22 protein-coding genes, 1 tRNA gene and 2 pseudogenes are annotated in these 24,499 nt (G+C 35.4%); 12 read left to right on the plus strand and 13 right to left on the minus strand.

All coding sequences use genetic code 11. The features are described 5' to 3' along the window. Positions 1-90: 90 nt before the first annotated feature. From rnc to A9D35_RS10320, 3 genes are read right to left on the minus strand one after another with little or no spacing between them, the layout of a single operon-like run. The gene (gene rnc, locus A9D35_RS10310) at positions 91-831 is read right to left on the minus strand and encodes a ribonuclease III (protein ID WP_066222580.1); all 741 of its coding nucleotides are present in this window, start codon (positions 829-831) and stop codon (positions 91-93) included. A gap of 6 nt (positions 832-837) precedes the next feature. Then, positions 838-2,088 carry a beta-ketoacyl-ACP synthase II gene (fabF, locus tag A9D35_RS10315; protein ID WP_066222582.1) on the minus strand — a complete coding sequence of 417 codons (1,251 nt, stop codon included), beginning with the start codon at positions 2,086-2,088 and terminating at the stop codon, positions 838-840. Positions 2,089-2,102: 14 nt separating this feature from the next. Then, entirely contained in the window at positions 2,103-2,336 is a 234-nt protein-coding gene (locus A9D35_RS10320; RefSeq protein ID WP_007647141.1) for an acyl carrier protein, read from the minus strand. 236 nt (positions 2,337-2,572) lie between these two features. On the opposite strand from A9D35_RS10320, the gene purN reads away from it, so the two are divergent. From purN to istB, 8 genes and pseudogenes are all read left to right on the plus strand, one after another. Continuing rightward, the gene (gene purN / locus A9D35_RS10325; protein ID WP_066222590.1) at positions 2,573-3,142 is read left to right on the plus strand and encodes a phosphoribosylglycinamide formyltransferase; all 570 of its coding nucleotides are present in this window, start codon (positions 2,573-2,575) and stop codon (positions 3,140-3,142) included. Further along, positions 3,142-3,780, plus strand: a complete 639-nt coding sequence (locus A9D35_RS10330; RefSeq protein WP_066222592.1) for a ribonuclease H1 domain-containing protein — start codon at positions 3,142-3,144, stop codon at positions 3,778-3,780. Before purN ends, A9D35_RS10330 begins: the two co-directional genes overlap by 1 nt. 109 nt (positions 3,781-3,889) lie before the next feature. After that, on the plus strand, positions 3,890-4,813 hold the full coding sequence (locus A9D35_RS10335; protein WP_066222594.1) for a PfkB family carbohydrate kinase: 924 nt from the start codon (positions 3,890-3,892) through the stop codon (positions 4,811-4,813). A 54-nt stretch (positions 4,814-4,867) separates the two neighbouring features. Beyond that, positions 4,868-6,765, plus strand: a pseudogene (locus tag A9D35_RS10340) (amidophosphoribosyltransferase). Positions 6,766-7,204: 439 nt separating this feature from the next. Then, positions 7,205-8,131: a phage integrase SAM-like domain-containing protein gene (locus A9D35_RS10345; protein ID WP_066222595.1), complete on the plus strand. Its 927-nt coding sequence runs from the start codon at positions 7,205-7,207 to the stop codon at positions 8,129-8,131. 58 nt (positions 8,132-8,189) lie between these two features. Further along, positions 8,190-8,768: pseudogene (istA, locus tag A9D35_RS19775) on the plus strand (IS21 family transposase); the annotation flags it as partial. After that, the gene (locus tag A9D35_RS19780; protein ID WP_439951254.1) at positions 8,748-9,353 is read left to right on the plus strand and encodes a Mu transposase domain-containing protein; all 606 of its coding nucleotides are present in this window, start codon (positions 8,748-8,750) and stop codon (positions 9,351-9,353) included. The pseudogene istA and the gene A9D35_RS19780, both read left to right, overlap by 21 nt. An 8-nt stretch (positions 9,354-9,361) precedes the next feature. Beyond that, positions 9,362-10,210, plus strand: a complete 849-nt coding sequence (gene istB / locus A9D35_RS10355) for an IS21-like element helper ATPase IstB (RefSeq protein WP_083191673.1) — start codon at positions 9,362-9,364, stop codon at positions 10,208-10,210. Here the strand turns inward: istB and A9D35_RS10360 are convergent. The 5 genes from A9D35_RS10360 to A9D35_RS10380 form a co-directional block, all read right to left on the minus strand. Then, positions 10,162-10,830, minus strand: a complete 669-nt coding sequence (locus A9D35_RS10360) for a hypothetical protein (protein ID WP_066222602.1) — start codon at positions 10,828-10,830, stop codon at positions 10,162-10,164. The two genes, istB and A9D35_RS10360, sit on opposite strands and share 49 nt — an antisense overlap. A 244-nt stretch (positions 10,831-11,074) precedes the next feature. Then, the gene (locus A9D35_RS10365; protein ID WP_066222605.1) at positions 11,075-13,096 is read right to left on the minus strand and encodes a phage tail tape measure protein; all 2,022 of its coding nucleotides are present in this window, start codon (positions 13,094-13,096) and stop codon (positions 11,075-11,077) included. 12 nt (positions 13,097-13,108) lie between these two features. Next, positions 13,109-13,528, minus strand: a complete 420-nt coding sequence (locus A9D35_RS10370; protein ID WP_066222608.1) for an HK97 gp10 family phage protein — start codon at positions 13,526-13,528, stop codon at positions 13,109-13,111. Between the two features lie 232 nt (positions 13,529-13,760). Continuing rightward, positions 13,761-13,834 (minus strand) — tRNA-Ala (locus A9D35_RS10375). 6 nt (positions 13,835-13,840) lie between these two features. Beyond that, complete coding sequence (locus A9D35_RS10380) at positions 13,841-14,635, minus strand: universal stress protein (protein WP_066222612.1); 795 nt, start codon at positions 14,633-14,635, stop codon at positions 13,841-13,843. A gap of 157 nt (positions 14,636-14,792) precedes the next feature. On the opposite strand from A9D35_RS10380, the gene A9D35_RS10385 reads away from it, so the two are divergent. Further along, entirely contained in the window at positions 14,793-16,118 is a 1,326-nt protein-coding gene (locus A9D35_RS10385; RefSeq protein ID WP_066222615.1) for an MATE family efflux transporter, read from the plus strand. 225 nt (positions 16,119-16,343) lie between these two features. Further along, the gene (locus A9D35_RS18770) at positions 16,344-16,517 is read left to right on the plus strand and encodes a hypothetical protein (protein WP_162841019.1); all 174 of its coding nucleotides are present in this window, start codon (positions 16,344-16,346) and stop codon (positions 16,515-16,517) included. A 105-nt stretch (positions 16,518-16,622) separates the two neighbouring features. Here A9D35_RS18770 and A9D35_RS10390 read toward each other — a convergent pair whose 3' ends face one another. After that, positions 16,623-17,264 (minus strand): 2OG-Fe(II) oxygenase, encoded by a 642-nt coding sequence (locus A9D35_RS10390; RefSeq protein WP_066222621.1) that lies wholly within the window; start codon positions 17,262-17,264, stop codon positions 16,623-16,625. Between the two features lie 141 nt (positions 17,265-17,405). Here A9D35_RS10390 and A9D35_RS10395 point away from each other — a divergent pair, with 141 nt between their 5' ends. Both A9D35_RS10395 and A9D35_RS10400 read left to right on the plus strand, forming a co-directional pair. Next, complete coding sequence (locus tag A9D35_RS10395; protein WP_066222624.1) at positions 17,406-17,858, plus strand: 6-pyruvoyl trahydropterin synthase family protein; 453 nt, start codon at positions 17,406-17,408, stop codon at positions 17,856-17,858. 140 nt (positions 17,859-17,998) lie between these two features. Beyond that, on the plus strand, positions 17,999-18,763 hold the full coding sequence (locus tag A9D35_RS10400; RefSeq protein WP_066226015.1) for a UDP-2,3-diacylglucosamine diphosphatase: 765 nt from the start codon (positions 17,999-18,001) through the stop codon (positions 18,761-18,763). Between the two features lie 1,633 nt (positions 18,764-20,396). On the opposite strand, the gene A9D35_RS10405 is transcribed toward A9D35_RS10400, so the two are convergent. The 4 genes from A9D35_RS10405 to A9D35_RS10420 all read right to left on the minus strand — a co-directional run bounded on the left by A9D35_RS10405 (position 20,397) and on the right by A9D35_RS10420 (position 24,450). Continuing rightward, a complete protein-coding gene (locus A9D35_RS10405) occupies positions 20,397-21,665 on the minus strand; it encodes an MFS transporter (protein ID WP_066222627.1) in 1,269 nt (422 codons plus the stop codon). A gap of 59 nt (positions 21,666-21,724) precedes the next feature. Further along, the gene (locus A9D35_RS10410; protein ID WP_066222630.1) at positions 21,725-22,084 is read right to left on the minus strand and encodes a hypothetical protein; all 360 of its coding nucleotides are present in this window, start codon (positions 22,082-22,084) and stop codon (positions 21,725-21,727) included. Positions 22,085-22,147: 63 nt separating this feature from the next. Further along, positions 22,148-23,836 (minus strand): single-stranded-DNA-specific exonuclease RecJ, encoded by a 1,689-nt coding sequence (gene recJ / locus A9D35_RS10415; protein ID WP_066222635.1) that lies wholly within the window; start codon positions 23,834-23,836, stop codon positions 22,148-22,150. A 191-nt stretch (positions 23,837-24,027) separates the two neighbouring features. Continuing rightward, positions 24,028-24,450: an OsmC family protein gene (locus A9D35_RS10420; RefSeq protein WP_066222638.1), complete on the minus strand. Its 423-nt coding sequence runs from the start codon at positions 24,448-24,450 to the stop codon at positions 24,028-24,030. Between the last annotated feature and the right edge of the window lie 49 nt (positions 24,451-24,499).

Raw genomic sequence — 24,499 nt, forward strand, 5'->3', positions numbered from 1 at the left:
CCTTTTAACTTAAGTTAGTGTTATATTTTTACGAAAACGATATAGTTTATGCGAATTATTAAATAAAACCGTAACTATTTGGAAAAGAAACTAGTTTAATTTTGTAATTTCTTTTTGAAAAACAAAAAAGGCACGTTTAGAAGCTTTTTCTTCAGCTTTCTTTTTCGAAGTTGCACGCGCTTTAGCCACCACTTTATTGTCTATGGTTAGCTTAACAGCAAAATGTCTTACATCGTCATTTCCTGTATCGTCGTACACATTATAATCGAAAGTTTTCTTTTCTTTTTGGCACCATTCAATAAGTAAACTTTTATAGCTTATTACTTTTCCTTCTAGTTTTTCTATATCTACAAAAGGAATAATAATGCGCTTATGTATAAACTTCTCGCAATATTTATAACCACGATCTAAATAAATAGCACCTACTAAAGCTTCAAACAGGTTACCGTGTATGTTGTCGCCAAATTGACCTTTAGGAATTTTACTTTCAACTAAGTCTATCAAGTTTAAATCGCGACCCAATTCATTTAAATGCTCGCGACTCACAATTTTAGACCGCATTTTAGTTAAATATCCTTCGTCTCCTCCTGGAACTTCTGTATATAAATGCGAAGCAATTACGGCGCCCAGCATGGCGTCTCCTAAGAATTCTAAACGTTCATAATTTATAATATTTCCCTTTTTGTCTCGAATATTCATAGACCTATGGGTAAAAGCAGTACGATAATAGCTTTCGTTTTTGGGTTTAAACCCAAGTATTTTGGTAAGAGAAATAAAAAAATTCCCGCTCTTTTTAAAACGGGAATTTAATATGTTACGAATGTTTTTCATTCGAGTTTAATCTAATTTTCTGAATAATACACAAGCGTTGTGACCGCCAAATCCGAACGTATTACTCATAACCACTTTAACATCGCGCTTCTGTGCTTTGTTAAGTGTTAAATTTAATTCTGGATCAATTTTTTCATCAAAAACCTCATGGTTAATTGTTGGTGGCACAACACCATGCTCCATTGCTAAAATAGCAGCAATAGCCTCAATAGCGCCGGCAGCTCCTAACAAGTGACCAGTCATAGATTTTGTTGAATTAATATTGATGTTTTTAGCGTGCTCACCAAAAACTTCAGTAATTGCTTTTAATTCTGCAACATCACCAAGTGGCGTAGACGTACCATGTGTATTGATATGGTCTACATCTTCAGGTTTCATTCCTGCATTTTCTAAACAATTTCGCATTACAGCCATAACGCCTATACCTTCTGGATGTGGTGCCGTCATATGATGTGCGTCAGATGACATACCTCCACCCATAACTTCTGCATAAATTTTAGCGCCTCTTGCTTTTGCGTGCTCGTATTCTTCAAGAATAATAGCCCCTGCACCTTCTCCTAATACAAAACCATCTCGGGTTGCGTCAAAGGGTCTAGATGCCGTTGTTGGACTTTCATTTCTTGTCGATAAAGCATGCATGGCATTAAAGCCACCCATTCCTGCAATAGTTACAGCAGCTTCACTTCCTCCAGTGACTATAACATCGCACTGACCTAAACGAATGTAGTTTAGAGCATCAATCATAGCGTTTGCAGAAGAAGCACATGCCGAAACTGTAGTATAGTTAGGTCCCATAAATCCATTCTTAATAGATATGTTACCTGGTGCTATATCTGCAATCATTTTAGGTATGAAGAACGGATTGAAACGTGGCGATCCATCTCCCGCAGCAAAGTTTAATACTTCGTTTTGGAAAGTTTCTAAACCACCAATACCTGCTCCCCAAATTACACCTACTCGTAATTTGTTTACGGCCTCAAGATCTAATTTAGAATCTAAAATAGCTTCGTCTGAAGCTACCATAGCATACTGAGTAAACCGGTCCATTTTACGAGCCTCTTTTCTGTCAAGAAAATCGGTAGGATTAAAGTTTTTTAATTCGCAAGCGAATTTTGTCTTGAACTTCTCAGTATCAAAATATGTTATAGGAGCAGCACCACTTTTTCCACTAATTAGACCTTCCCAATATTCATCCTTGGTGTTTCCAATTGGTGTAAGTGCTCCTAAACCTGTAACTACAACTCGCTTTAGTTCCATAAAAATCTTTTTCCTTATTTAGCAGCTTCTATGTATGATATAGCTTGACCAACTGTTGCAATGTTTTCTGCTTGATCATCTGGAATTTGGATATCGAATTCTTTTTCGAATTCCATAATTAATTCTACAGTATCTAATGAATCTGCTCCTAAGTCGTTCGTGAAGCTAGCTTCAGTTACAACTTCGTTTTCATCAACACCTAATTTGTCTACGATAATCGCTTTTACTCTTGATGCAATGTCTGACATAATCTTTAATTTTAAGTTTTAAATAAGGTGCAAAAATAAAAAACTTTATTTTAAAACACGCTTTTAGTTTAAAAATAGTGAACGTAATTTAATTAATTTAAACCAAAGTGATTTAATTTTGCAGCATAATTATTAATTAATTTCTTTTTTTACTGTTGAATTTATCCCGTTTTAAGTCCTGTATTACAGTGATTATCGCGATTTAAATGCTTCGTAATTTTATAAATATACAACATATGAAACGCATTGTAATTTTTGCATCTGGATCTGGATCTAATGCCGAAAACATAATAAAGTACTTTAATACCACTCAAAATGCATCAGTAAATCTTGTTCTTACTAACAATCCACATGCCAAAGTGCTAGACAGATGCAAAACTCTTGGTGTAAGTGCACTAGCCTTTAATCGTGTTGCGTACTCTAAAACCGACCATGTTTTAAATATTTTAAAAAGCGTAAATCCAGATCTTATTGTCTTGGCGGGATTTCTTTGGAAATTTCCAGAGCCTATTTTACAAGCGTTTCCAAATAAAGTTATCAATATACATCCCGCTTTGTTACCTAAATTTGGCGGAAAGGGCATGTACGGCATGTATGTACATCAAGCAGTCGTACAGCATAAAGAAGTGGAAACAGGTATTACCGTACATTATGTAAACGAAAATTACGACGAAGGTGCTACTATTTTTCAAGCCACTTGCCCCGTGCTAAGCACAGATACTCCAGACGATGTTGCCGCTAAAATCCACGATTTAGAAATGGAACATTTCCCAAAAATTGTTGAATCGGTATTGTTTGATTCCTAATGAGTAAAAAACAAAAAAAATATTATACCGTTTGGAAAGGATACAAAACAGGCGTTTTTGAATCTTGGAACGCGTGCAAAGCCCAGATAAAAAATTACCAAGGGGCGGTATACAAATCGTTTCCAACTTTGGAAGCCGCAAAACACGCCCTAAACAATAACCCAAAAGACTTTATTGGCAATACATCTTTTAAAAGCGGATTGTCACCAGAACAATTAAAAAAAATCGGACAACCAAATTACAATTCTATATCTGTAGATGCCGCTTCTAGTGGAAATCCAGGCATTATGGAATATAGAGGGGTCGATACTAAATCTAAAAAACAACTATTTATTCAAGGTCCTTTTCAGCAAGGCACAAATAATATAGGCGAGTTTTTAGCCATAGTACATGGTTTAGCTTTGCTTAAAAAAAACAACAGCAACCTCCTTATTTATACCGATTCGAGAACGGCTATAAGCTGGGTAAAAAAGAAAACCTGCAACACAAAACTAGAACGAACCGACAAAAACAAAGATCTTTTTATTTTAGTTGATCGCGCTGTAAGTTGGCTAAAAAATAACGACTATACAACAACAATAGTGAAATGGGAAACTAAAGCTTGGGGAGAAATCCCGGCAGATTTTGGAAGAAAATAAATGTAATTTACTGGGTTTTAGACCAAAATTTGGATATATTTTAAGATGAATAAATTACTCGCTTTCGTACATAAAGGCTATATTTGCCAAAAAATTTGACACCTCATTTATGGGCCAATTAGTAATTGTAGGGACTGTAGCTTTTGATGCTATTGAAACCCCTTTTGGAAAAACTGATAAAATTCTTGGTGGCGCTGCCACATATATCGGACTGTCTGCCGCGCAATTTAACGTAGATAGCGCCATTGTATCTGTTGTTGGAAACGATTTTCCGCAAGAATATTTAGACTTATTATCGGAAAGAAATATAGATATTTCTGGTCTTGAAATTGTAAACGATGGTAAAACTTTCTTTTGGAGCGGACGCTATCATTTCGTTATGAACACTAGAGATACTCTTGCTACCGAGTTAAACGTATTAGCAGATTTTAATCCTATTGTTCCCGAAGCTTATAAAAAGGCTGAAGTTGTGATGTTAGGAAATTTACACCCCCTAGTACAACTTGGGGTTATCGAGCAAATGGAAAATCCAAAGCTTACCATATTAGATACCATGAATTTCTGGATGGATAATGCTTTAGAAGATTTACATAAGGTAATTGCTAAAGTAGATGTAATTACTATAAACGACGAGGAGGCTAGACAATTAACCGGAGAATATTCTTTGGTTACTGCAGCACAAAAAATATTCGCCCTTGGGCCTAAATTCGTAGTTATTAAAAAAGGAGAGCACGGTGCTTTATTATTTCATAAACAACATATTTTCTCTGCCCCTGCTTTACCTTTAAAAAGTGTATTCGACCCAACAGGAGCCGGAGATACTTTTGCAGGTGGTTTTGCAGGATATTTAGCCAAGACTAACGATTTTACTTTCGAAAACATGAAAACAGCCATTATTTACGGCTCGGCATTGGCCTCGTTTTGTGTAGAAGAATTTGGAACCAAACGTCTGGAAAAAGTTACCGATAGTGAATTAAAAACACGATTGCAGCAATTTAAGGAGTTAACAACATTTAATATAGATTTATCATAAAAAAACGCGCGCTTATTTTAAGCGCGTTTTTTACTTAATTTTATAATATACACAATGAGCGATGCTTTAAAACATGAATGCGGTATAGCACTCATAAGACTTTTAAAACCATTAGAATACTATAAAGAAAAATATGGTACAGCATTTTATGGCGTAAATAAAATGTATTTAATGATGGAAAAACAACACAATCGCGGTCAGGATGGTGCTGGTTTTGCAAGTATAAAATTAAATACTAAACCTGGCGAGCGCTATATTAGTAGAGTGCGATCTAATGCTCAACAACCAATTCAAGATATTTTCTCTCAAATTAACGACAGAATTAATCAAGAATTACAAGAACACCCAGAATATACAGACGATGTGGCGCTACAAAAAGAAATATACCTTATATAGGTGAAGTTCTTTTAGGGCACGTACGCTATGGAACGTTCGGAAAAAACAGTGTAGAAAGTGTTCATCCGTTTTTAAGACAAAACAACTGGATGCACAGAAACCTGATTCTAGCAGGTAACTTTAATATGACCAACGTAAACGAATTATTCGATAATTTAATTCGTATCGGGCAACACCCAAAAGAAAAGGCTGACACCATTACTATTATGGAAAAAATAGGACACTTTTTAGACGATGCCGTTGCAAAAAAATATAAGCAATTAAAAGCTGAAGGCTTTTCGAAAACAGAATGCTCTCCTATCATTGCCGAACGCTTAAACGTAGGTAAAATTTTAAAACGAGCAGCTAAAAACTTCGACGGAGGATATGCTATGGCAGGGATGTTAGGTCATGGAGACTCTTTTGTATTAAGAGATCCTGCCGGTATCAGGCCAGCCTATTACTACAAAGATGACGAAGTTGTGGTTGTAGCTTCAGAACGTCCTGTAATTCAAACTGTTTTCAACGTGAATTTCGAAGATGTTAAAGAGCTAGAACCTGGTCATGCTATCATCACTAAAAATTCTGGAAAAGTAAAAATTGAAAAAATTCTAGAACCTACAGAACGTAAAGCCTGTTCGTTCGAGCGTATTTATTTCTCTCGAGGAAGTGACGCAGAAATTTACCAAGAACGTAAAATGTTGGGTCGCTTATTAATGCCTAAAGTTCTTGAAACTATAGATTACGACACCAAAAATTCGGTGTTTTCTTATATTCCAAATACAGCAGAATCATCGTTCTACGGGATGATAGAATCTGTTGAAGATTTCTTGAATAAAAGAAAAACTAAAGCCATTATAGAAGGTAAACGCAGTCTATCTGAAGAACAGGTTACCGAGATCTTAAAAGAACGTCCTAGAATAGAAAAAATAGCGATTAAAGATGCTAAACTACGTACGTTTATTACCGAAGATAGTAGCCGTGACGATTTAGTAGAACACGTTTACGATATTACCTACGGAGTTATTAAAAAAACCGATAATATTGTAATTATAGACGACAGCATTGTTCGTGGTACCACGCTTAAGAAAAGTATTATTAGAATGCTAGACCGTTTGCACCCTAAACGTATTGTTGTAGTGTCGTCTGCACCACAAATTCGTTATCCAGATTGCTACGGAATTGATATGGCTAAACTTGAAGATTTAGTTGCTTTTAGAGCGATGTTAAGCTTACATAAAGAACGCAACACTTATCATTTAATTGAAGAAGTGTATAACAAATGTAAAGCTCAAGTTGAATTAAAAGACAATAAAGTTAAGAACTTTGTTAAGGAATTATACGACGTATTTACAGATGATGAAATATCGACCAAAATTGGCGAACTAATTTCTGATGAGTCTATTAATGCTGAAGTATTTACCATTTTTCAAAGCGTAGACAACCTTAATAAAGCTTGTCCGAAAAATTTAGGAGATTGGTATTTTACAGGTAATTACCCAACACCTGGAGGGAACCGAGTGGTAAATAGAGCATTTCTTAACTTTTTCGAAGGAAACAACCAACGTGCTTACTAAAACAGGTACTACTTGAAAATTTGATAATTAAAACATTGTATAATTACGTTTTACCTAATTTTAATGCACTTAATCTAAAAGATTATTTGAAAATATAAAAATCCTCTACTTTGGTCCTACCATAACATAAGTAGGTTAAGTTCATGGTAGATTTGGGGCAAAAAAGGTGAACTAACGTTCACCTTTTTTATTTTGTAACCTCCTTAAAACGAGCAAACTTCATAATTTATATAAACAAAAAAGGCTTCAATCTCTTGAAACCCTTGTTATCACTAGTGGAGAAGATGGCTCTCGAACCTACGATTTCATAAAACTTCATATACCGTCTTAACCCTTTTATAATAAGACTTTTACTATATTTGAATTATATAGCACATCACAAAGCCCCACTTGATTTCATTATAATTGGGTGTGAAATTGGGTGCAGAATTTATTTTATATGATTCAAATAAAACGAAATTTAATTTTCTCCCTTGAAAAAAGAAAAAAAGATGGAGTATTAATAACTGAAAATACACCTATCAGATTACGAATAAATTTTGGAGGTTCTCGATTAGATATACAATCGGGTTATCGCATAGATAATTCTAAATGGAATCAAGATAAAGAGCAAGTAAAAAATGGGGCTTTTAACAAGCTTGGACAAAGTTCGGCATCAATTAATTCTCGCCTATTAGAGTTAAAAGTTACAATACAAGACCTTTTTCATGAATATGAAAGTCAAGATAAAATCCCAACAAAAGAACAAATTAGACAAGCTGTTAATGAATTAAAAAACAAAGGAAAAGTTAATATCAAAAAATCTGATAAAAACTCTTTTTTTGAAATTTTTGACCAGTTTGTAAATGAAAGTAGCAGACTAAACAACTGGAGTATTGCTACTAAAAATAAATTTGCTGTTATAAAAAACCATCTTACTAATTTCAATCCGCAATTAAAATTTGAAGACTTTGATGAAAGTGGACTTACGGATTATCTCATCCATCTTAGGAAAGAAAAGAAAATGCGTAATAGCACCATTAAAAAACAACTTGGTTTTATCAAATGGTTTCTTAGATGGAGTTTCGAAAAAAAACATCATAATAATGATGCTTACCAAAGTTTTAGGCCAAAAATTAAGGATGCAAATAAAACTGTAATATTTCTAACAGAAGAGGAAAAGGCTAAACTACTTAATTATGAAATTCCTAGCACTAAAAAATATCTAGAAAGAGTTCGTGATATACTTTTTTTTACGTGCTATACAGGGCTAAGATATTCAGATGTGCAAAAAACGGCCATATTGAGCCACCCACAGCGGATTAAAGTGAGCATAGCGCGGCGGATGAAACTGAGCCACCTACAGCGGGCGAAAGTGAGCCACTAAAAAATCGATTCTATTTGTACGGCAATTCCGATCTTTTTAAACAAAAAGATCATGGACAAAAGAAGTGTCTCCTGTCATGCATTTTACCCACAAAGCAGGCGATAAATTATTTATAGATTTTACAGGAAAGAAGCTCTCTATAGTGGATAAAGACACTGGAGAAATACAAGATTTAGAAGTCTTTGTTTGTGTTTTAGGCAGTAGTCAATACACTTATGTAGAAGCTTGCCAGAGCCAGAAGAAAGAAGATTTTATGGCCTGTATAGAAAATGCTCTTTGGTTTTACGGAGGTGTACCACAGGCTTTAGTGCCAGATAATTTAAGGGCTGCCGTGAGTAAGAGTAGTCGTTACGAACCCAAGGTTAATGCGGATTTAGTAGATTTTGCTGCTTATTACGAAACCGCTGTATTACCAACAAGAGCTTACAAACCACGCGATAAAGCTATTGTTGAAAACACGGTTCGGATTATCTACACACGTATATTCGCTCCGCTTCGTAATGAGACTTTTCATAGCAGAACAAGCATTAATAAAGCCATACAAGAGCAGCTTAAAAAGCATAATAATATGTCTTTTAGAGGTAGAGAATACTCTAGACTCACCTTGTTTAACGAAATTGAAAAACAAGCCTTAAAACCCTTACCAGAGAAGCGTTACGAGATTAAACGACAATCCAGAGCTACGGTTCATAAAAACAGCCATATATACTTCAGTAAAGACAGGCATTATTACAGTGTACCTTACCAGCATATTGGCAAACGTGTAAAAGTTATATACTCCGATAGTAGTATTGAAATTTACCATCAAAACGAATTATTAACTCTTCATGCCAGGCAGTTTAAGAAATACGCTTATACAACTATAAAAGAACATATGCCGTCCCATCATCAATTTATTAGCGAATGGAGCAGCGAGAAGTTTATCAGTTGGGCAAGCCAAATAGGGCTACATTGCCAGACTCTAATCATTAAAATTCTAGACAAAAAACAACACCCAGAGCAATCTTATAAATCCTGTTTAGGCATATTACATCTAGCTAAAAAGGCAGGAAAACAGCGCCTGGACAAGGCCTGTAAACGTGCCTTGGATTACGGCTCTTATAATTATAACATTATAGATCGCATCCTTAAAAATGGATGGGATGAGCTAGATGAAGATGAGAAGGAGTCCATAGATATCCCTAAACATAATAACATCAGAGGTAGTCAATATTATAAATAATTTAAACTATGAATACAAAAACACTAGAACACATGAAGCAGCTAAGGCTTTTTGGTATGCACCGAGCCTTTGAAAGTAGTTTAGCTCCAGAGAGTATAAACTACACTAACGACGAACTTATAGCTTACCTTGTACAGTCTGAATGGGATGATCGCCAAAACCGAAAAATAGAACGCTTAACAAAGGCAGCTCGTTTTAGATACAGTGCTGTTCTTGAAGCTATAGATTACGATGCCTCCAGAGCACTGGATAAAAATCAGATCCAACGTTTTGCTAGTTGTGATTTTATTAAAAACAGCCAAAACATCCTCATAACAGGTAGTACAGGTGCAGGTAAAAGCTATATGGCTTCGGCTATAGGGCATCAGGCTTGTTTATTAGGTTACAAGGTAGCGTATTACAACACCTATAAACTTTTTACATTATTAAAAACAGCGAAGGCTGATGGTTCGTATTTAAAGCAAATTAGTAAACTGGAAAAACAAGATTTACTCATCTTAGATGATTTTGGACTTAAAGCGATGGACAATATTAATCGCCACGCTTTAATGGAAATTATTGAAGACCGTCATGGAAAACACAGTACCATAATTGCTTCGCAATTACCAGTAGAAACCTGGCATAAAATGATAGGAGAACAAACTATTGCGGATGCTATTTTGGATCGCTTGGTACATACAGCACACCGACTAGATATTAAAGGTGAATCTATGCGTAAAAAATTAAAAAATAATACTAAATTTAACCACAAAGGAATCGATTTTGAGCACTTAGTTTACTATGCTCAGTTTCATCCGCCGCAGGTGGCTCACTTTGTCCGCCCCATCCAACTACCAACACTTTTAGAAATTACATAATCTAATCGATCAATAGCTTTTTCAATTTCTTTTATTGCAGCTTCAAAAGCAGAAGTATCTGAAACAACCTCAACGGTAATTGCTGAATTTACAATTGATAAGGCACCGCCTAAAACATCACCTGCAGCTATTTGACCTATACCAGCTGCAACTCCTGAAAGTTGATCTAATAATTTAGCTGTATCATCATCTCCGAACTTTCTAAACATTTCAGAAATCTCACTAAAAGAACCTGCGAATTTATCTGCTATACTGGCTAAATCGCTTCCCGTTTCCTCATTGATTTTCTTTATTTGGTCCTCAAGCTTTTTGTATTCGTTAGACTCCTTGCCTAAAGTATCTTTAACTTGTTTTAGCTCTTCTTTTAATTCTGACTTTTTGCTAATTAAACCGCTTCTGGATGCTGACTGAACAAACTCGTAAAAGTTTTCAATTTCTGTTTTTTCCTCATTTAAATACTTCTTGGCTTCATCTAACCTAGTTTTAGAGGCTTTTATTTTATCTGCTAATACTTTTTTCTCTGAGTCACTTTGAGCCTTATAAAAAGCCTCGTATAAATTACTCAGTTCGCTCTCAATAGCGTTAACTGAAGTTTTATCAATCTCTATATCTAACGGCAAAACTAAAGGCCTAATTTCAAGGTTTAGAGCCTCTTCTATTTGTCGAGGTTGTAAACCTGTATTTCCTAAAGCTTCTAATATTCTGAGTTTTTTATTTGAATCTTCTGTAGCTGAATATAAATTTCTTAAATATTCAACATAATCAGTTTCTTTAAGATCGTATTGCTCTTTTAAAGCATCTGCAAGCTCAGAATCTTTATTCTCAATTGCCAGGACATAATTATTATACTCAGATTCTCTCTTTTTAGATCATCTGTAAACGCTTGTAAATCTGTTTTAGTTGAGGACCCACCACCAGTAGGTATTTTATATTCAAAGAATGCTTTTCTTTTTCGGCCGCCTTTGCTATTTCTGCATTTTCAGACTCTAAAGAAGATTTTAATATATTTTTGTTTTGAGAATATTGTTCTCTTGTAACGTTGTTTATTTTTTCAATTTCAGCCGCTGTAATAGCTTGATTATTTAAGTATGTTTCTTGAGCTTTAACAGCCTCAACAACCGCCTTTGTTCTAAAGTCTCCATACTTAGCGTACAACTCATTTAACGTTGTAATACCTTTAATTTCTTCAACTATAAAAGGTGCATCATTTGAATTATCTGAAAGTGTAGTTAAAAAGTCTTTAGCTTTTTTATTTGTCTTATCTAATAATTCCCCAAATGTATTTACTTGTCTAACTTGATCATCATAATCACTAATTTCTGAAAATGGAACTGTTATTCTGGCATTAGATGGTAAGTTTGAATTTCGGTCAATAAGTAACTCTCTAATTTTTCTAATCTTCTCAAGTCGATCACCCTCACCATCTAAAATAGAATTTAATTCGTTTTGATAAGTCTGAGTTAATTTAGGTAGATTCTTTAAAAAGTCTCCATATTCTTCATAAAGATTTGCTGAAATCTTTTTACTTATTTTCTGAGATTCTTCAATTACAATTTCAATGTTTTTAATGTCCTCACCGAATTTCTCATCTGTGATCTTTTTATTTAAAACATAGGCATTATAATTTCTTACGGCTTGACCTAATTTATCATAAGCATTTGTTTGATCGTCAATTCCTGAAACTATCGAGGGGTTTATACTTTCAATTTCTTTTAAAATTTGAATTTGACGTTCTTGTGTTGTTTCTAAAGAAGTGTATTCGATATAAAGCTCATTGATAGCATCTGCCTGCTCATCATATTTACGAGATAATTTATCATTTTCTTCAAATAAATCATTTAGAGCTGCGGCCATTCTATTACTCATGCTTAATACGGCCTTACCTATATCCTCAGTAGTACCTCTTAAACGGTTTCTAAGAATTTCTAACTGATTTACATTACTACTAGCCATACGTTCAAACGCATCACTACTAGAATTTGCAGCGTTACTCATAGCTTCTAAATCTGAAGCCGCACCGCTGGCATTTCGCCCTGTAGTACCTAATATAGCACCTACAGCCTCAATAGTACCGACCATTTCCTGCAACTCGGTTTGACTTCCATTTGCTTCATCTGCTAATACAGAAAAGGCTTCTTGTAAAGTTAAAGTTTCACTCCATCCATCACCTAATACCTTATTCACTCCAACAATTGCAGCACGTATTTGAGTCATAGCTTGAGCCGTTGGTACACCTTGCTTTGTTAATGTAGCAATGGCCGCGCTAACTTCTGTAAAGTCTATATTTGAAGCCGCTGCAATTGGTGCAACGGTTGACATACTCGCGGCTAATTCTGAAAAGGTAGTTTTACCTAATTGAACGGTTTTGAATAATATGTCGGCTACGTTTTCAGCTTCGGCTGCATCTAACTTAAAAGCGTTTAATACGGTTGTAATACCATCGGCCGCTGTTATGGTATCGGTAACACCTGCAACGGCTGCCTTTGTTGCTACTTCTAATAATTGCAAACCCTGAGCGCCATCGTAACCAGCTGAAACGATTTGATAATAGGCTTTAGCTAGTTTTTCAGGTCCGTCTGGACTAACTTTAGATAAGGCAAAAACACTCTCAGCAATACCATCAAAGTTTTCTTGAGTCGCTTCTGAAATGGTTTCAACCTCTTTCATTGCGTTTTCAAAGTCACGTGCTAAATTGTAAGCATCCGTTGAAATTGTCGCAAATGCAGCCGCGGCACTTACGGCCAACGCTGCAAAAGGATTGATCTTTGCTATTGTAGATGAAAGACTCTGAACGATGTTTACTACATCTGCTGAGTCTGATTTTAAACCGGTTGTGTCGATTTCTGCTGTAAAAAATAATGAGTTATCCCCGCTTACTACTGCCATTTGTTCATTTTTTTAAAGTCCATTTAAAACGAATACTATAAAATCCTGATCAACTACGGACCCACTAATTACGTCATAGCCTTTAGCCTCGACATAAGCCGAATACTCCATACCTGCAACGCCAAATAAAGCAATTCCTTTAGGATGTTCAAAAGCTAGCCTATTAGCTAATTCTTTAGCCTTATTTTGACCAACTTCTAAACCCTCAAAATTTGATTCTATTGTTTGACCATCATGTGTAATCATGTAACCTATAGAGCTTCTTAGGTTTCCCGTTCTGTCTCTATAATTGCCCTTTTTACGAGCATCATTTACAAATTGTTCACCTGCGTATTGAAGAACTCTAATTAGTTTTTTAGCAATATCAGTTTGAAACTGATCTACAATACCCTGAACTTGATTCCGGTTAAACTGTGGTTTTAATCCTGCCATTCTATTTATAATATCCAGTATTAAAAATAACTATAAACCATACTGATTTATAGAGTATTGCGGCGAACTTTCAGTAGTAGGTATTGATAAAAAAAGATGTAGAATAGAATAAAATATAAACAGGAATTACGCGAAGCCTTGAAAAGTGATAAATATAAAAAATCGGGCAAATAGTGGGCAAATCATAAAACCAAAAAAGGTTTCAATCTCTTGAAACCCTTATAAACACTAGTGGAGAAGATGGGATTCGAACCCACGACCTCTTGACTGCCAGTCAAGCGCTCTAGCCAACTGAGCTACATCCCCAAAATATTATTTTACACCTCTTAAAACCAAGACTGGAATTGGGCTGTAAAAATCCTTTTTCAAAATTACATTTTTTTCCCACATTTTGGTAAAAAATCCGCGTTTTCGTCGAAGTACACATAAAAGATCCGGATTATGTTCTTTATAGTGCTCTAAAACACCTAGAAAGGTGGTCGGATTTTCGGTAAACGAAGTGTCTGTTATTAAACTTGATAGCGATGCACTCACATTAAAATCCCCTTCATTATAAAAAGGTGTTTTTACTAATAGTAAATTCACCGTAGCCTGAAACTTATCTTGAACCTGTATTAATGTACGCAATGCCGTTTCCTTTTTAATAATAGCCGATTTTATAGCCATTAAAATATTAGAAATAGGTTTAAACGTATACCCTTCCGGTACAATTAACGACGGAATATTGGTGTGTTTTATTATTTTTCCAGAGGTTTTACCCAAAAATACTTCTTCTTTTATAGAATTCGTTCTTGGTTCTACCAACATTAAATCTATATCTGCTGTTTTACAAATAAGCTCTAACGTATCCACAAGCTTCCCTTTAAAACTTTTAACGACAACCTCTACGTTTTTAGTGTCAATACGCTCTAAAATACTCTGTAAATACGCCAAACTTTCTCGCTCTAAAATATGATCTATTTTAACCAAAGTACCTGCTTTTAAATACACATCATACACCTGTACAACATACAATCGTGCACCAAAAGCTTCGGCAAAATCGACGGCATATTGTAAATGACTATCAATATTCTTTGAATGACCTACAGGGACTAAAATATTTTTCATAACATAATATTGGTTTAAAGCGATGGTAAAAATAACAATAAAACAAATTCAAAATCTTACAAAATAAACTTCTACACCGTAAATAATTTAAAACTTCTAAAAAAGTCCGACCTTCGTGGCGTTCTTAAGCATATATAAATTCAAAAATACATTTTTATTGGAGCAGTCCATTTCACTAAAACACATTAATACATTAGCTGTTCCTGCAATTATTGCAGGAATAAGTGAACCCATTTTATCCATTACCGATACGGCTATCATTGGAAATGTAAACATAAACCCTACCGAAGCTTTAGCCGCAGTTGGGATTGTAGGTACTTTTATTTCGATGTTAATTTGGGTACTCGGCCAAAGCCGAAGTGCCATTTCGTCTATCATTTCGCAATCTGTGGGTGCCGATACTCTCGATGCTGTTAAAAACCTACCAGCACAAGCTATCTTTTTAATCACCTCGTTAAGCCTTGTAATTATTTTAATTACTTACCCCTTAGCCGAATCTATTTTTAAACTCTATAATGCGTCGGGTTTAATTTTAGAGTATGCGCAAGATTACTATAAAATTCGAGTGTTTGGATTTCCGTTTACACTCTTTACTTTCGCTATTTTCGGGGCTTTCCGCGGGTTACAAAACACCTTTTACCCTATGGTGATAGCTATTGTAGGTGCCGTTTCTAATATTGCATTAGATTTTATTTTGGTATACGGCATACCAAAATATATTCCTGCCATGCATATACAAGGAGCCGCCTACGCCAGTGTTATTGCACAACTCATTATGGCTGTTTTGGCAGGCTATTACTTATACAAAAAAACTGAAATCCCGCTAAAACTAACCTTTCCATTTAATAAAGAAATCAAGAATTTCTTATTCATGATTCTCAATTTATTTATTCGGACTTTAGCCTTAAACACAGCCTTATTTTTTGCGAGTTCATATGCAACCGCCTACGGAAAAAACTATATCGCAGCCTACACTATTGCCATTAATATTTGGTTTCTAGGTGCCTTTTTAATAGATGGTTTTGCCAGTGCAGGCAATATACTATCGGGAAAATTATTCGGTGCCAAACGCCCAGATCTCCTTATAAAACTGAGCAACAAACTTATTGTACTTGGTATTGCTTCGGGCATAATATTAGCACTTTTAGGATGGATGCTGTATAAACCTATCGGACTCCTTTTCACAAAACAACCTGAAGTATTAACCGAATTTTACAACGTATTTTGGATTGTACTTGCTATGCAACCTCTATGTGCTTTAGCGTTTATTTTTGATGGTATGTTTAAAGGTTTAGGCAAAATGAAATACTTAAGAAACGTACTCCTAGCATCTACCTTTTTAGTCTTTATACCAACCTTGCTCCTATTCGATTATTTCGACTATAAATTATATGCCATTTTTATTGCCTTCACCTTTTGGATGGCGGCTCGAGGTATTCCGCTTATTATAAAATTTCGACAGCTTTTTTTGATCCCTAAATAACTATTCCTAATACTTATATAATATGAATCGTCGTTATGCTGAATTTATTTCAGCATAACATAAGGGTAAGACCACACAGGGGTAAAAGATAAAGTTAATTATGTTGATTATTTCATTAACCGATAATAAGATCCCTATGATAGCGGATAAATATAAATTATAGCGCTTAAAATCTAAAAATCACCTAAATTTAACCCCGATTAAAACCTTAGTCAAAAACAAAACATGATTCCATTATTACAAGATTTAAAAATAGAAGATAAAATTGCCCAAGCCCCAGATTCCAATTACGAAATCGGGGTATTTATTGGTTCCATGATTCCCTTTGTATGTCTTGTAATTATGGCATATATCATGTACTACTATTACAAAAAGAACAATCAAGACAAAAACATATGAAACTATCTGAACTATTAAGCGGAAACGGATTTTTCTTACTTCTAGCCTTAATCCTAGTCATTATCTACTTTTACAATCGTATTAAAAGCAGACGCCGCTAAAACCCTAGCGCGTTTTTAACCAGCCCGTAATACTTAAACGCTCTGTATTTACAGGTTTTACCTCGTGCTCTAAAATCTGACTTTCAAAAATAACAACACGCCCTGGAAACGGATATATAACTTTCTCGACCTCAACCCCATTCTCATTTGTATAAATAACCAATTCGCCTCCATTTTCGGGTTGCCAATCTTCATCATTTAAATAACAAACAAACGATAATTTTCGCCTGTCATCATTCTGAAACGTATCCAAATGGCGTTTATAAAACGTCCCTTTAGGGTAAATCGCATAATGGAATTCTTTGTGTAAAATACCCAGAAAACAAGTTCTATTTAAGTACGATACTAAGTCATTTATTTTATTAAAAAATAAATTTTCGGCATGATTCGTATAGCGTTCATCTATCCATAAAATCACATCACCTCTAATCGATTTTACTATCGTTTCATTTAAACGATTACCAATAGCAGCCTTTTTAAACGCATCCTCTTCATGTTTTTCACGAATAGACTGTCTCAGTTCTAAAACCTCATTTGCATCAAAAAAGTTATCTATAATACTGTACTGCTGAGTCAAAAGATTATCAATAATCCTTTCGTATAACGGATTCTCAGCATCAACCAACGCTTCAAACAGCGTGCTCATTAAAAGTGTGTGCCCATGTTAAGTTAACCCTCTATATTTTAAAAACTTAAGTTGTTTTTCGCATAAAAAGTGCGCAAATGTAATCTAAAAACAAATTGCTTTTACAAATTCGGTACCTTTGCACTGTTAAAAAATCAAATCATGAGTAATATTCGAATTACCAAACAATTTACTTTCGAAACCGGCCACGCCCTTTATGGTTACGATGGCAAATGTAAAAATGTACACGGCCACAGTTATAAACTTTCGGTTACCGTAATTGGCACGCCTATTACAGACAAGACCAATGTAAAATACGGAATGGTTATCGATTTTGGCGATTTAAAGAAAATTGTAAAACGCGAAATTGTAGATGTATTCGATCACGCTACGGTGTTCAATAAAAACACTCCTCATGTAGAATTGGCAAACGAACTAGAACAACGCGGCCACAACGTTTTGTTAGTCGATTATCAGCCAACCAGCGAAATGATGGTTATCGATTTTGCACAAAAAATAAAGCAGTATTTACCAACTCACATTGCCCTACATTCGTTAAGGTTACAGGAAACAGAAAGTAGTTTCGCCGAGTGGTACGCTAGCGATAACCTTTAGGGCGTTCCCATACGCTGCAGCTACGGGTCAGGCTTTCGCAAGTCGCTTTTTAAATGCAAAAAAACGCATTTAAAAGAGCTCCAACAATTGCTCAATCCTTAACGCAGATCCAAACCAAGAACAATTTTTATATTTACAGCATGCAAATTCCCGAAGGCAAAAAAATATACTTCTCGTCAGACAATCATTTAGGCGCACCAACGCAGGAGGTCTCACTTCCACGCGAGAAAAAATTTGTAGCGTGGCTAGACGAAATCAAGCAAGATGCAGCTGCGATATTTCTGTTAGGCGATTTATTCGACTTTTGGTTCGAATACAAAACCGTAGTTCCAAAAGGCTTTGTACGTACCCTAGGAAAACTTGCCGAAATTCGCGATTCCGGAATTCCCATTTACTTTTTCGTAGGGAATCACGATTTATGGATGGACGATTATTTCGAAAAAGAATTAAATATTCCCGTTTACCACAAACCTAAGGAATTCACCTTCAACAATAAAACCTTTTTAATAGGTCACGGCGACGGATTAGGCCCTGGAGATAAAGGCTACAAACGGATGAAAAAAGTGTTTACCAATCCGTTCTCAAAATGGTTATTCCGTTGGTTACATCCAGACTTAGGGGTAAAACTAGCCCAATATATGTCGGTTAAAAACAAACTCATTTCTGGCGACGAAGATGCTAAATTTCTAGGCGAAGACAACGAGTGGCTCATACAGTATTGCAAGCGCAAACTCGAAACCAAAGTATACGATTATTTCGTGTTTGGTCACCGTCATTTACCAATGGAAATTGCATTGAACGATACCGCTAAATATGTAAATCTAGGCGATTGGATTGGGTATTATACGTATGGTGAGTTTGATGGTAAAGATCTTAATTTAAAAACTTTCGAAACTAAGTTATAATCAACGTCATACTGAACTTGTTTCAGCATGGCGTAACTAACTCAAATTTTCTTACTCGAATGAGCCCCTGAAATGAATTCAGGGTGACGAGAAACTTTGCTAATGTAACAATGCTAAAATATAGCAGTGTAACAATTACATTAATTATACCTCTATCAATGGAGATGTAATTAATTTCAAATAAACTAGAATCACAAAACCATCAAGTACGTCATGCTGAACTTGTTTCAGCATCGCACATCAAACTCAAATTTATTTACTCTAATGAGACCCTGAAATGAATTCAGGCTGACGAATCAGTCATGAAAATAATTCCTAATTCAAAAGTAAAACTAATAACTTCAAAGACAACATCAACGTCATGCTGAACTTGTTTCAGCATCGCACATCAAACTCAAATTATCTTACTGGAATGAGACCCTGAAATAAATTCAGGGTGACGTGAAACTTTGCTAATGTCACAATGCTAAAATATAGCAATGTAACAATTCCCTAAATTAAACCACTATCAATGGAGATGTAACGAATTTCAAATAAACTAAAATCACAAAAACCGCCAAGTACGTCATGCTGAACTCGTTTCAGCATCTCACATCAAACTCAAATTTATTTACTCTAATGAGACCCTGAAATAAATTCAGGGTGACGAATCAGTCATGAAAATAATTCCTAATTCAAAAGTAAAACTAATAACTTCAAAGACAACATCAACGTCATGCTGAACTTGTTTCAGCATCGCACAACTAACTTAAATTATCTTACTCCTATGTGACCTTGAAATGAATTCAGGGTGACGAGAAACTTTGCTAATGTAACAATGCTAAAATATAGCAGCGTAACAATTGCCTAAATTAAACCACTATCAATGGTGATGTAACGAATTTCAAATAAACTAAAATCACAAAAACCGCCAAGTACGTCATGCTGAACTCGTTTCAGCATCTCACATCAAACTCAAATTTATTTACTCTAATGAGACCCTGAAATGAATTCAGGCTGACGAATCAGTCATGAAAATAATTCCTAATTCAAAAGTAAAACTAATAACTTCAAAGACAACATCAACGTCATGCTGAACTTGTTTCAGCATCGCACAACTAACTTAAATTATCTTACTCCTATGTGACCTTGAAATGAATTCAGGGTGACGAGAAACTTTGCTAATGTAACAATGCTAAAATATAGCAGCGTAACAATTGCCTAAATTAAACCACTATCAATGGTGATGTAACGAATTTCAAATAAACTAAAATCACAAAAACCGCCAAGTACGTCATGCTGAACTCGTTTCAGCATCTCACATCAAACTCAAATTTATTTACTCTAATGAGACCCTGAAATGAATTCAGGCTGACGAATCAGTCATGAAAATAATTCCTAATTCAAAAGTAAAACTAATAACTTCAAAGACAACATCAACGTCATGCTGAACTTGTTTCAGCATCGCACAACTAACTTAAATTATCTTACTCCTATGTGACCCTGAAACTAGTTCAGGGTGACACCGTGGAATGTCTATAAATTTTAGCAAAATTCCAAAGCACCACCTTTTTGCATGACCACATTGCTTCAGCGTCTCATTGCTACATTAGTATATTAGCAAATTGTTTCATTGCTACATTGGTACATTAACCTACCCTTCATTCTCATGCTCCTCCAAATCCTTGCGTAAATCTAATTTTCTAAAGGTTGGTGAGAATATTCCTGTAGTTAATACAATTAGTAATGTCATACTACCTCCAAAAACAACTGCGGTGACGGTTCCCATAAGTTTAGCTGTAAGACCACTTTCAAAAGCACCCAGTTCGTTTGAAGAACCCACAAACATAGAATTTACAGAGGCGACACGCCCACGCATATGGTCGGGAGTTTTTAGTTGTAAAATAGTCTGACGAATAACCATTGAAATACCATCAAACACACCACTAAAAAACAACGCCCCTACCGATACCCAGAACCAAGTAGATAATCCGAAGACAATAATACTACATCCAAATCCGAAGATAGCGACAAGTAACTTCATCCCAGCATTTTTATTCAGTGGGATATACGCAGAAATAATCATAGTAATAAAAGCACCCACAGCTGGAGCAGCGCGCAGCACACCAAACCCTTGGGGACCGACTTTTAAAATATCTTGCGCAAATACTGGTAGTAACGCCACAGCTCCTCCAAATAATACAGCAACCATATCTAAAGTAATAGCTCCTAAAATGGCTTTGGTACTAAACACAAACTTCACACCTTCTTTTAAACTCTGCATCACCGGCTCTCCTATTTTCGGATTTAAAATCGGTTTTTTCGAAATTTGAGTTAAGGCAATTAATGCTGTTATTGAAAACGCTACAATTAAACACATAGACCAGTGTACGCCAATTAAATGAATAGAAAATCCTGCCAATGCTGGTCCTAATACCGCTCCCATTTGCCACACCGAACTGCTCCATGTCGCTGCATTAGGATATAACTTTTTAGGCACCACTAAAGACAATAATGAGAAAATGGTAGGACCTAAAAACGAACGCACAAATCCGCCAAGAAATACTAAAAAGTAAATGGAATATAGAACTACATTTTGAGAAAGGTCGCCTACAATTTTTGGCCATGTGAGTAGAAATAATCCGAAACTAATTACCGAAAACCCTAGAATACATTTAATTAGCAAACTCTTTTTTTCACTCTGGTCTACAATATGACCTGCAAATAAAGCCATAGATACGGCTGGAATCACTTCCATAAGACCGATGATTCCTAAAGACAACGGATTTTTAGTAATACTATACACTTCCCATTCTATAACAATAAATTGCATAGACCAGGCAAATACCATGGCAAAACGGACTAATAAAAATATATTGAATTCTTTGTACCTTAAGGCAGCGTAAGGGTCTTTTTGTTTCATAAACGGTTAAGCTTGCAGCAAAAGTACAAAAGTGACCGTTTTAAAATCTTACAATCATTTTAATTTTTACAGGTGTGATTAATATATTCAGTTAATTCTAAATGAAATAATGTTCCATTTATTAAGTCGTAAATAGCGTTTAACTCTAGAGCATTAATAGCGAGATCTACTTGTTTGCAGGGCGTTTTTAACAACATAAAACGGTTACGTTCTTTCCTTTTACAAACAGCACACGGATTTTTAGATCTTACATATGAGATTTGCTGCTGAAACTGAATAATTTCTCGATGGGTTAAATAAAACCCCATATCACGAAAAATAATCTGAATTTTTGGAGACGGCGTTTTGCTGCCTTCTTCCTTCCAAATAAACGAAACTCCGAATGTATTGTGGTAGATTTTATTGATATCTTGATCCATTTCAATGCCTTTTGAAGCACTAAAATACTTATTATTTATATTTAATCTAAATAAAAATAAAATTTATTTTAAATCTCTAAGTTTTAATTGCAAGCTGGTTACGCCATTCCAGTAGTTTTCATCTATAGTATAAACCACATTAAACGGCTTTGTTGTAGAAACCGCATCAATTTTAGCCCCTAAACCAAACCCGATACATACAATTGGCTGAACCTGACCTTGTTTTACTGTAATACGCAAGTGATCTTCCTCTTTACCAACGCATTTACCGTAACCTGTATCTACAACAGCTTCCGTCATAAAAACGGGAGTCATATTCCCTGGACCAAACGGTGCAAATTGTTTTAAAATACGATAAAACTTAGGAGTGATGTCTTCTAAATTAATTTTGGCATCTATTTTAATTTCGGGTGATAATAATTTAGGATCAATGGTTTGCGACACTACATCTTCAAAAGCTTGTTTAAAAGCATCATAATGTTCTGGAAGCAAGGTTAAACCAGCCGCGTATTTATGTCCGCCAAACTGTTCAATATGTTCGCTACAAGCTTCTAAAGCATTATACACATCAAACCCACTGACGGAGCGTGCCGAAGCCGCCAATTTATCGCCACTTTTAGTAAACACTAAAGTTGGTCTGTAATAGGTTTCGGTTAATCTAGATGCAACAATACCAATTACACCTTTATGCCAATCGTCTTGATACACTACCGAAGTAAACCGGTCTTGCTCCTTCAGTTCTTCAATCTGATTTAAAGCTTGTATAGTAATCTCTCTATCGGCTTCTCTACGGTCTAGATTAAAACTTTCAATTTCTGTCGCATACGTTTCAGCTTGCTTTTCATCCCTTTCGGTAAGCAACTGCACGGCATAAGTTCCGTGTTTCATTCGTCCGGCAGCATTAATTCTAGGCGCTACAATAAAAACAACATCTGTAATGGTAAATTCGGTTTTATCAACCTGATTTAAAATGGCCTTAATGCCTGGTCTCGGATTCTCGTTAATAATTTGAAGTCCGTAGTATGCTAAAATTCTATTTTCGCCAGTAATAGGCACAATATCGGCGCCAATTGCTGTGGCTACCAAATCTAAATATTCTCCTAAATCGTCTATGGCTAACCCTTGCCGAGACGCTAAAGCCTGAATGAGCTTAAAACCAACCCCGCAACCACACAATTCTTTATACGGATAATCGCAATCTTCCCGTTTAGGATCGAGAACTGCTGCAGCATCAGGAATTTCGACTCCTGGGCGGTGGTGATCGCAAATAATAAAATCGATGCCCTTTGCTTTCGCATAAGCAACTTTATCAATTGCCTTAATACCGCAGTCTAACGCAACAATAAGGGTAAATTCGTTATCGTGCGCAAAATCGATACCTTTAAAAGACACGCCATACCCTTCGTCGTAACGATCTGGGATGTAGGTCACCACATTCTCTTGCCGTGTTCGCAAATACGAACTCATCAAGGCTACTGAGGTGGTACCATCTACATCGTAATCGCCATACACCATAATATTCTCACCAGTTTCCAAAGCTTTTTCGATACGCGCTACAGCCTTGTCCATATCTTTCATTAAAAACGGATCGTGGAGTTCGCTAAGGTCTGGCCTAAAAAAAGATTTGGCAGCTTCAAAAGTTTCAATCCCACGTTGAATTAATAAACTTGCGGTGAGTTCGTCTACTTGAAGCGCCTCTTGTAAGGCCTTAATTTTATGAGATTCTGGTTTGGGTTTTATGGTCCAACGCATATTTTGTAATCGGAAATAATTTATGTATTAAATGCTAATTCGAAACTCTAAAGAAACGTGTTAGTCAAAATGGTGTACTATCATCGAAGTTGAGATTGTATTAAAGCCTCTCGACTTTAGTTTAGTTTCAGCGATGTTAAGGACCACAAACTGACTATGATGTACGTTAAAATAGAAAACGGATTAATATTTTATGAATTATGAAAATGAGATTGTACTTTCACCTCTGCAAAACGACGGAACATTTCCATAACCCCACAATATTTATCCACCGATAGGGCTACAGCTCTATTTATTTTAGTTTCATTTAAATCGGTTCCGTAAAAATGATAATCTACAGTAACAAGGTGGTAATATTTAGGGTGTTCCTCGGTTAAATGCCCTTCAATTACAATTTTAAAATCGTCTATCTCAACTTTCATCTTTTCCAGCATTGGCGTAATATCTACACCCGAACATCCAGCAAGTGCCGTTAACATTAATGCCTTTGGTCGTAGTCCATCACCTTTTCCTCCATTGTCCTCACCAAGGTCAATAAATACGCTTTTCCCACTCGGATTATCAGATTCAAATTGAACATTTTTTTTCCATTGCGTCGTTACAAGATGTGTCATAATTGCATTATTTTTCGTTAATTGATACTTCAAAAATACGACTAAAATT

It is taken from the genome of Formosa haliotis (assembly GCF_001685485.1).
GTDB classification, from domain to species: Bacteria; Bacteroidota; Bacteroidia; order Flavobacteriales; family Flavobacteriaceae; genus Formosa; species Formosa haliotis.

Coding starts and splice junctions, on each gene's coding strand:
- rnc (WP_066222580.1), bottom strand. CDS start 831: ATGAAAAACATTCGTAACATATTAAATTCCCGTTTTAAAAAGAGCGGG.
- fabF (WP_066222582.1), bottom strand. CDS start 2,088: ATGGAACTAAAGCGAGTTGTAGTTACAGGTTTAGGAGCACTTACACCA.
- A9D35_RS10320 (WP_007647141.1), bottom strand. CDS start 2,336: ATGTCAGACATTGCATCAAGAGTAAAAGCGATTATCGTAGACAAATTA.
- purN (WP_066222590.1), top strand. CDS start 2,573: ATGAAACGCATTGTAATTTTTGCATCTGGATCTGGATCTAATGCCGAA.
- A9D35_RS10330 (WP_066222592.1), top strand. CDS start 3,142: ATGAGTAAAAAACAAAAAAAATATTATACCGTTTGGAAAGGATACAAA.
- A9D35_RS10335 (WP_066222594.1), top strand. CDS start 3,890: ATGGGCCAATTAGTAATTGTAGGGACTGTAGCTTTTGATGCTATTGAA.
- A9D35_RS10345 (WP_066222595.1), top strand. CDS start 7,205: ATGATTCAAATAAAACGAAATTTAATTTTCTCCCTTGAAAAAAGAAAA.
- istB (WP_083191673.1), top strand. CDS start 9,362: ATGAATACAAAAACACTAGAACACATGAAGCAGCTAAGGCTTTTTGGT.
- A9D35_RS10365 (WP_066222605.1), bottom strand. CDS start 13,096: ATGGCAGTAGTAAGCGGGGATAACTCATTATTTTTTACAGCAGAAATC.
- A9D35_RS10370 (WP_066222608.1), bottom strand. CDS start 13,528: ATGGCAGGATTAAAACCACAGTTTAACCGGAATCAAGTTCAGGGTATT.
- A9D35_RS10380 (WP_066222612.1), bottom strand. CDS start 14,635: ATGAAAAATATTTTAGTCCCTGTAGGTCATTCAAAGAATATTGATAGT.
- A9D35_RS18770 (WP_162841019.1), top strand. CDS start 16,344: ATGATTCCATTATTACAAGATTTAAAAATAGAAGATAAAATTGCCCAA.
- A9D35_RS10390 (WP_066222621.1), bottom strand. CDS start 17,264: ATGAGCACGCTGTTTGAAGCGTTGGTTGATGCTGAGAATCCGTTATAC.
- A9D35_RS10395 (WP_066222624.1), top strand. CDS start 17,406: ATGAGTAATATTCGAATTACCAAACAATTTACTTTCGAAACCGGCCAC.
- A9D35_RS10400 (WP_066226015.1), top strand. CDS start 17,999: ATGCAAATTCCCGAAGGCAAAAAAATATACTTCTCGTCAGACAATCAT.
- A9D35_RS10405 (WP_066222627.1), bottom strand. CDS start 21,665: ATGAAACAAAAAGACCCTTACGCTGCCTTAAGGTACAAAGAATTCAAT.
- A9D35_RS10410 (WP_066222630.1), bottom strand. CDS start 22,084: ATGGATCAAGATATCAATAAAATCTACCACAATACATTCGGAGTTTCG.
- recJ (WP_066222635.1), bottom strand. CDS start 23,836: ATGCGTTGGACCATAAAACCCAAACCAGAATCTCATAAAATTAAGGCC.
- A9D35_RS10420 (WP_066222638.1), bottom strand. CDS start 24,450: ATGACACATCTTGTAACGACGCAATGGAAAAAAAATGTTCAATTTGAA.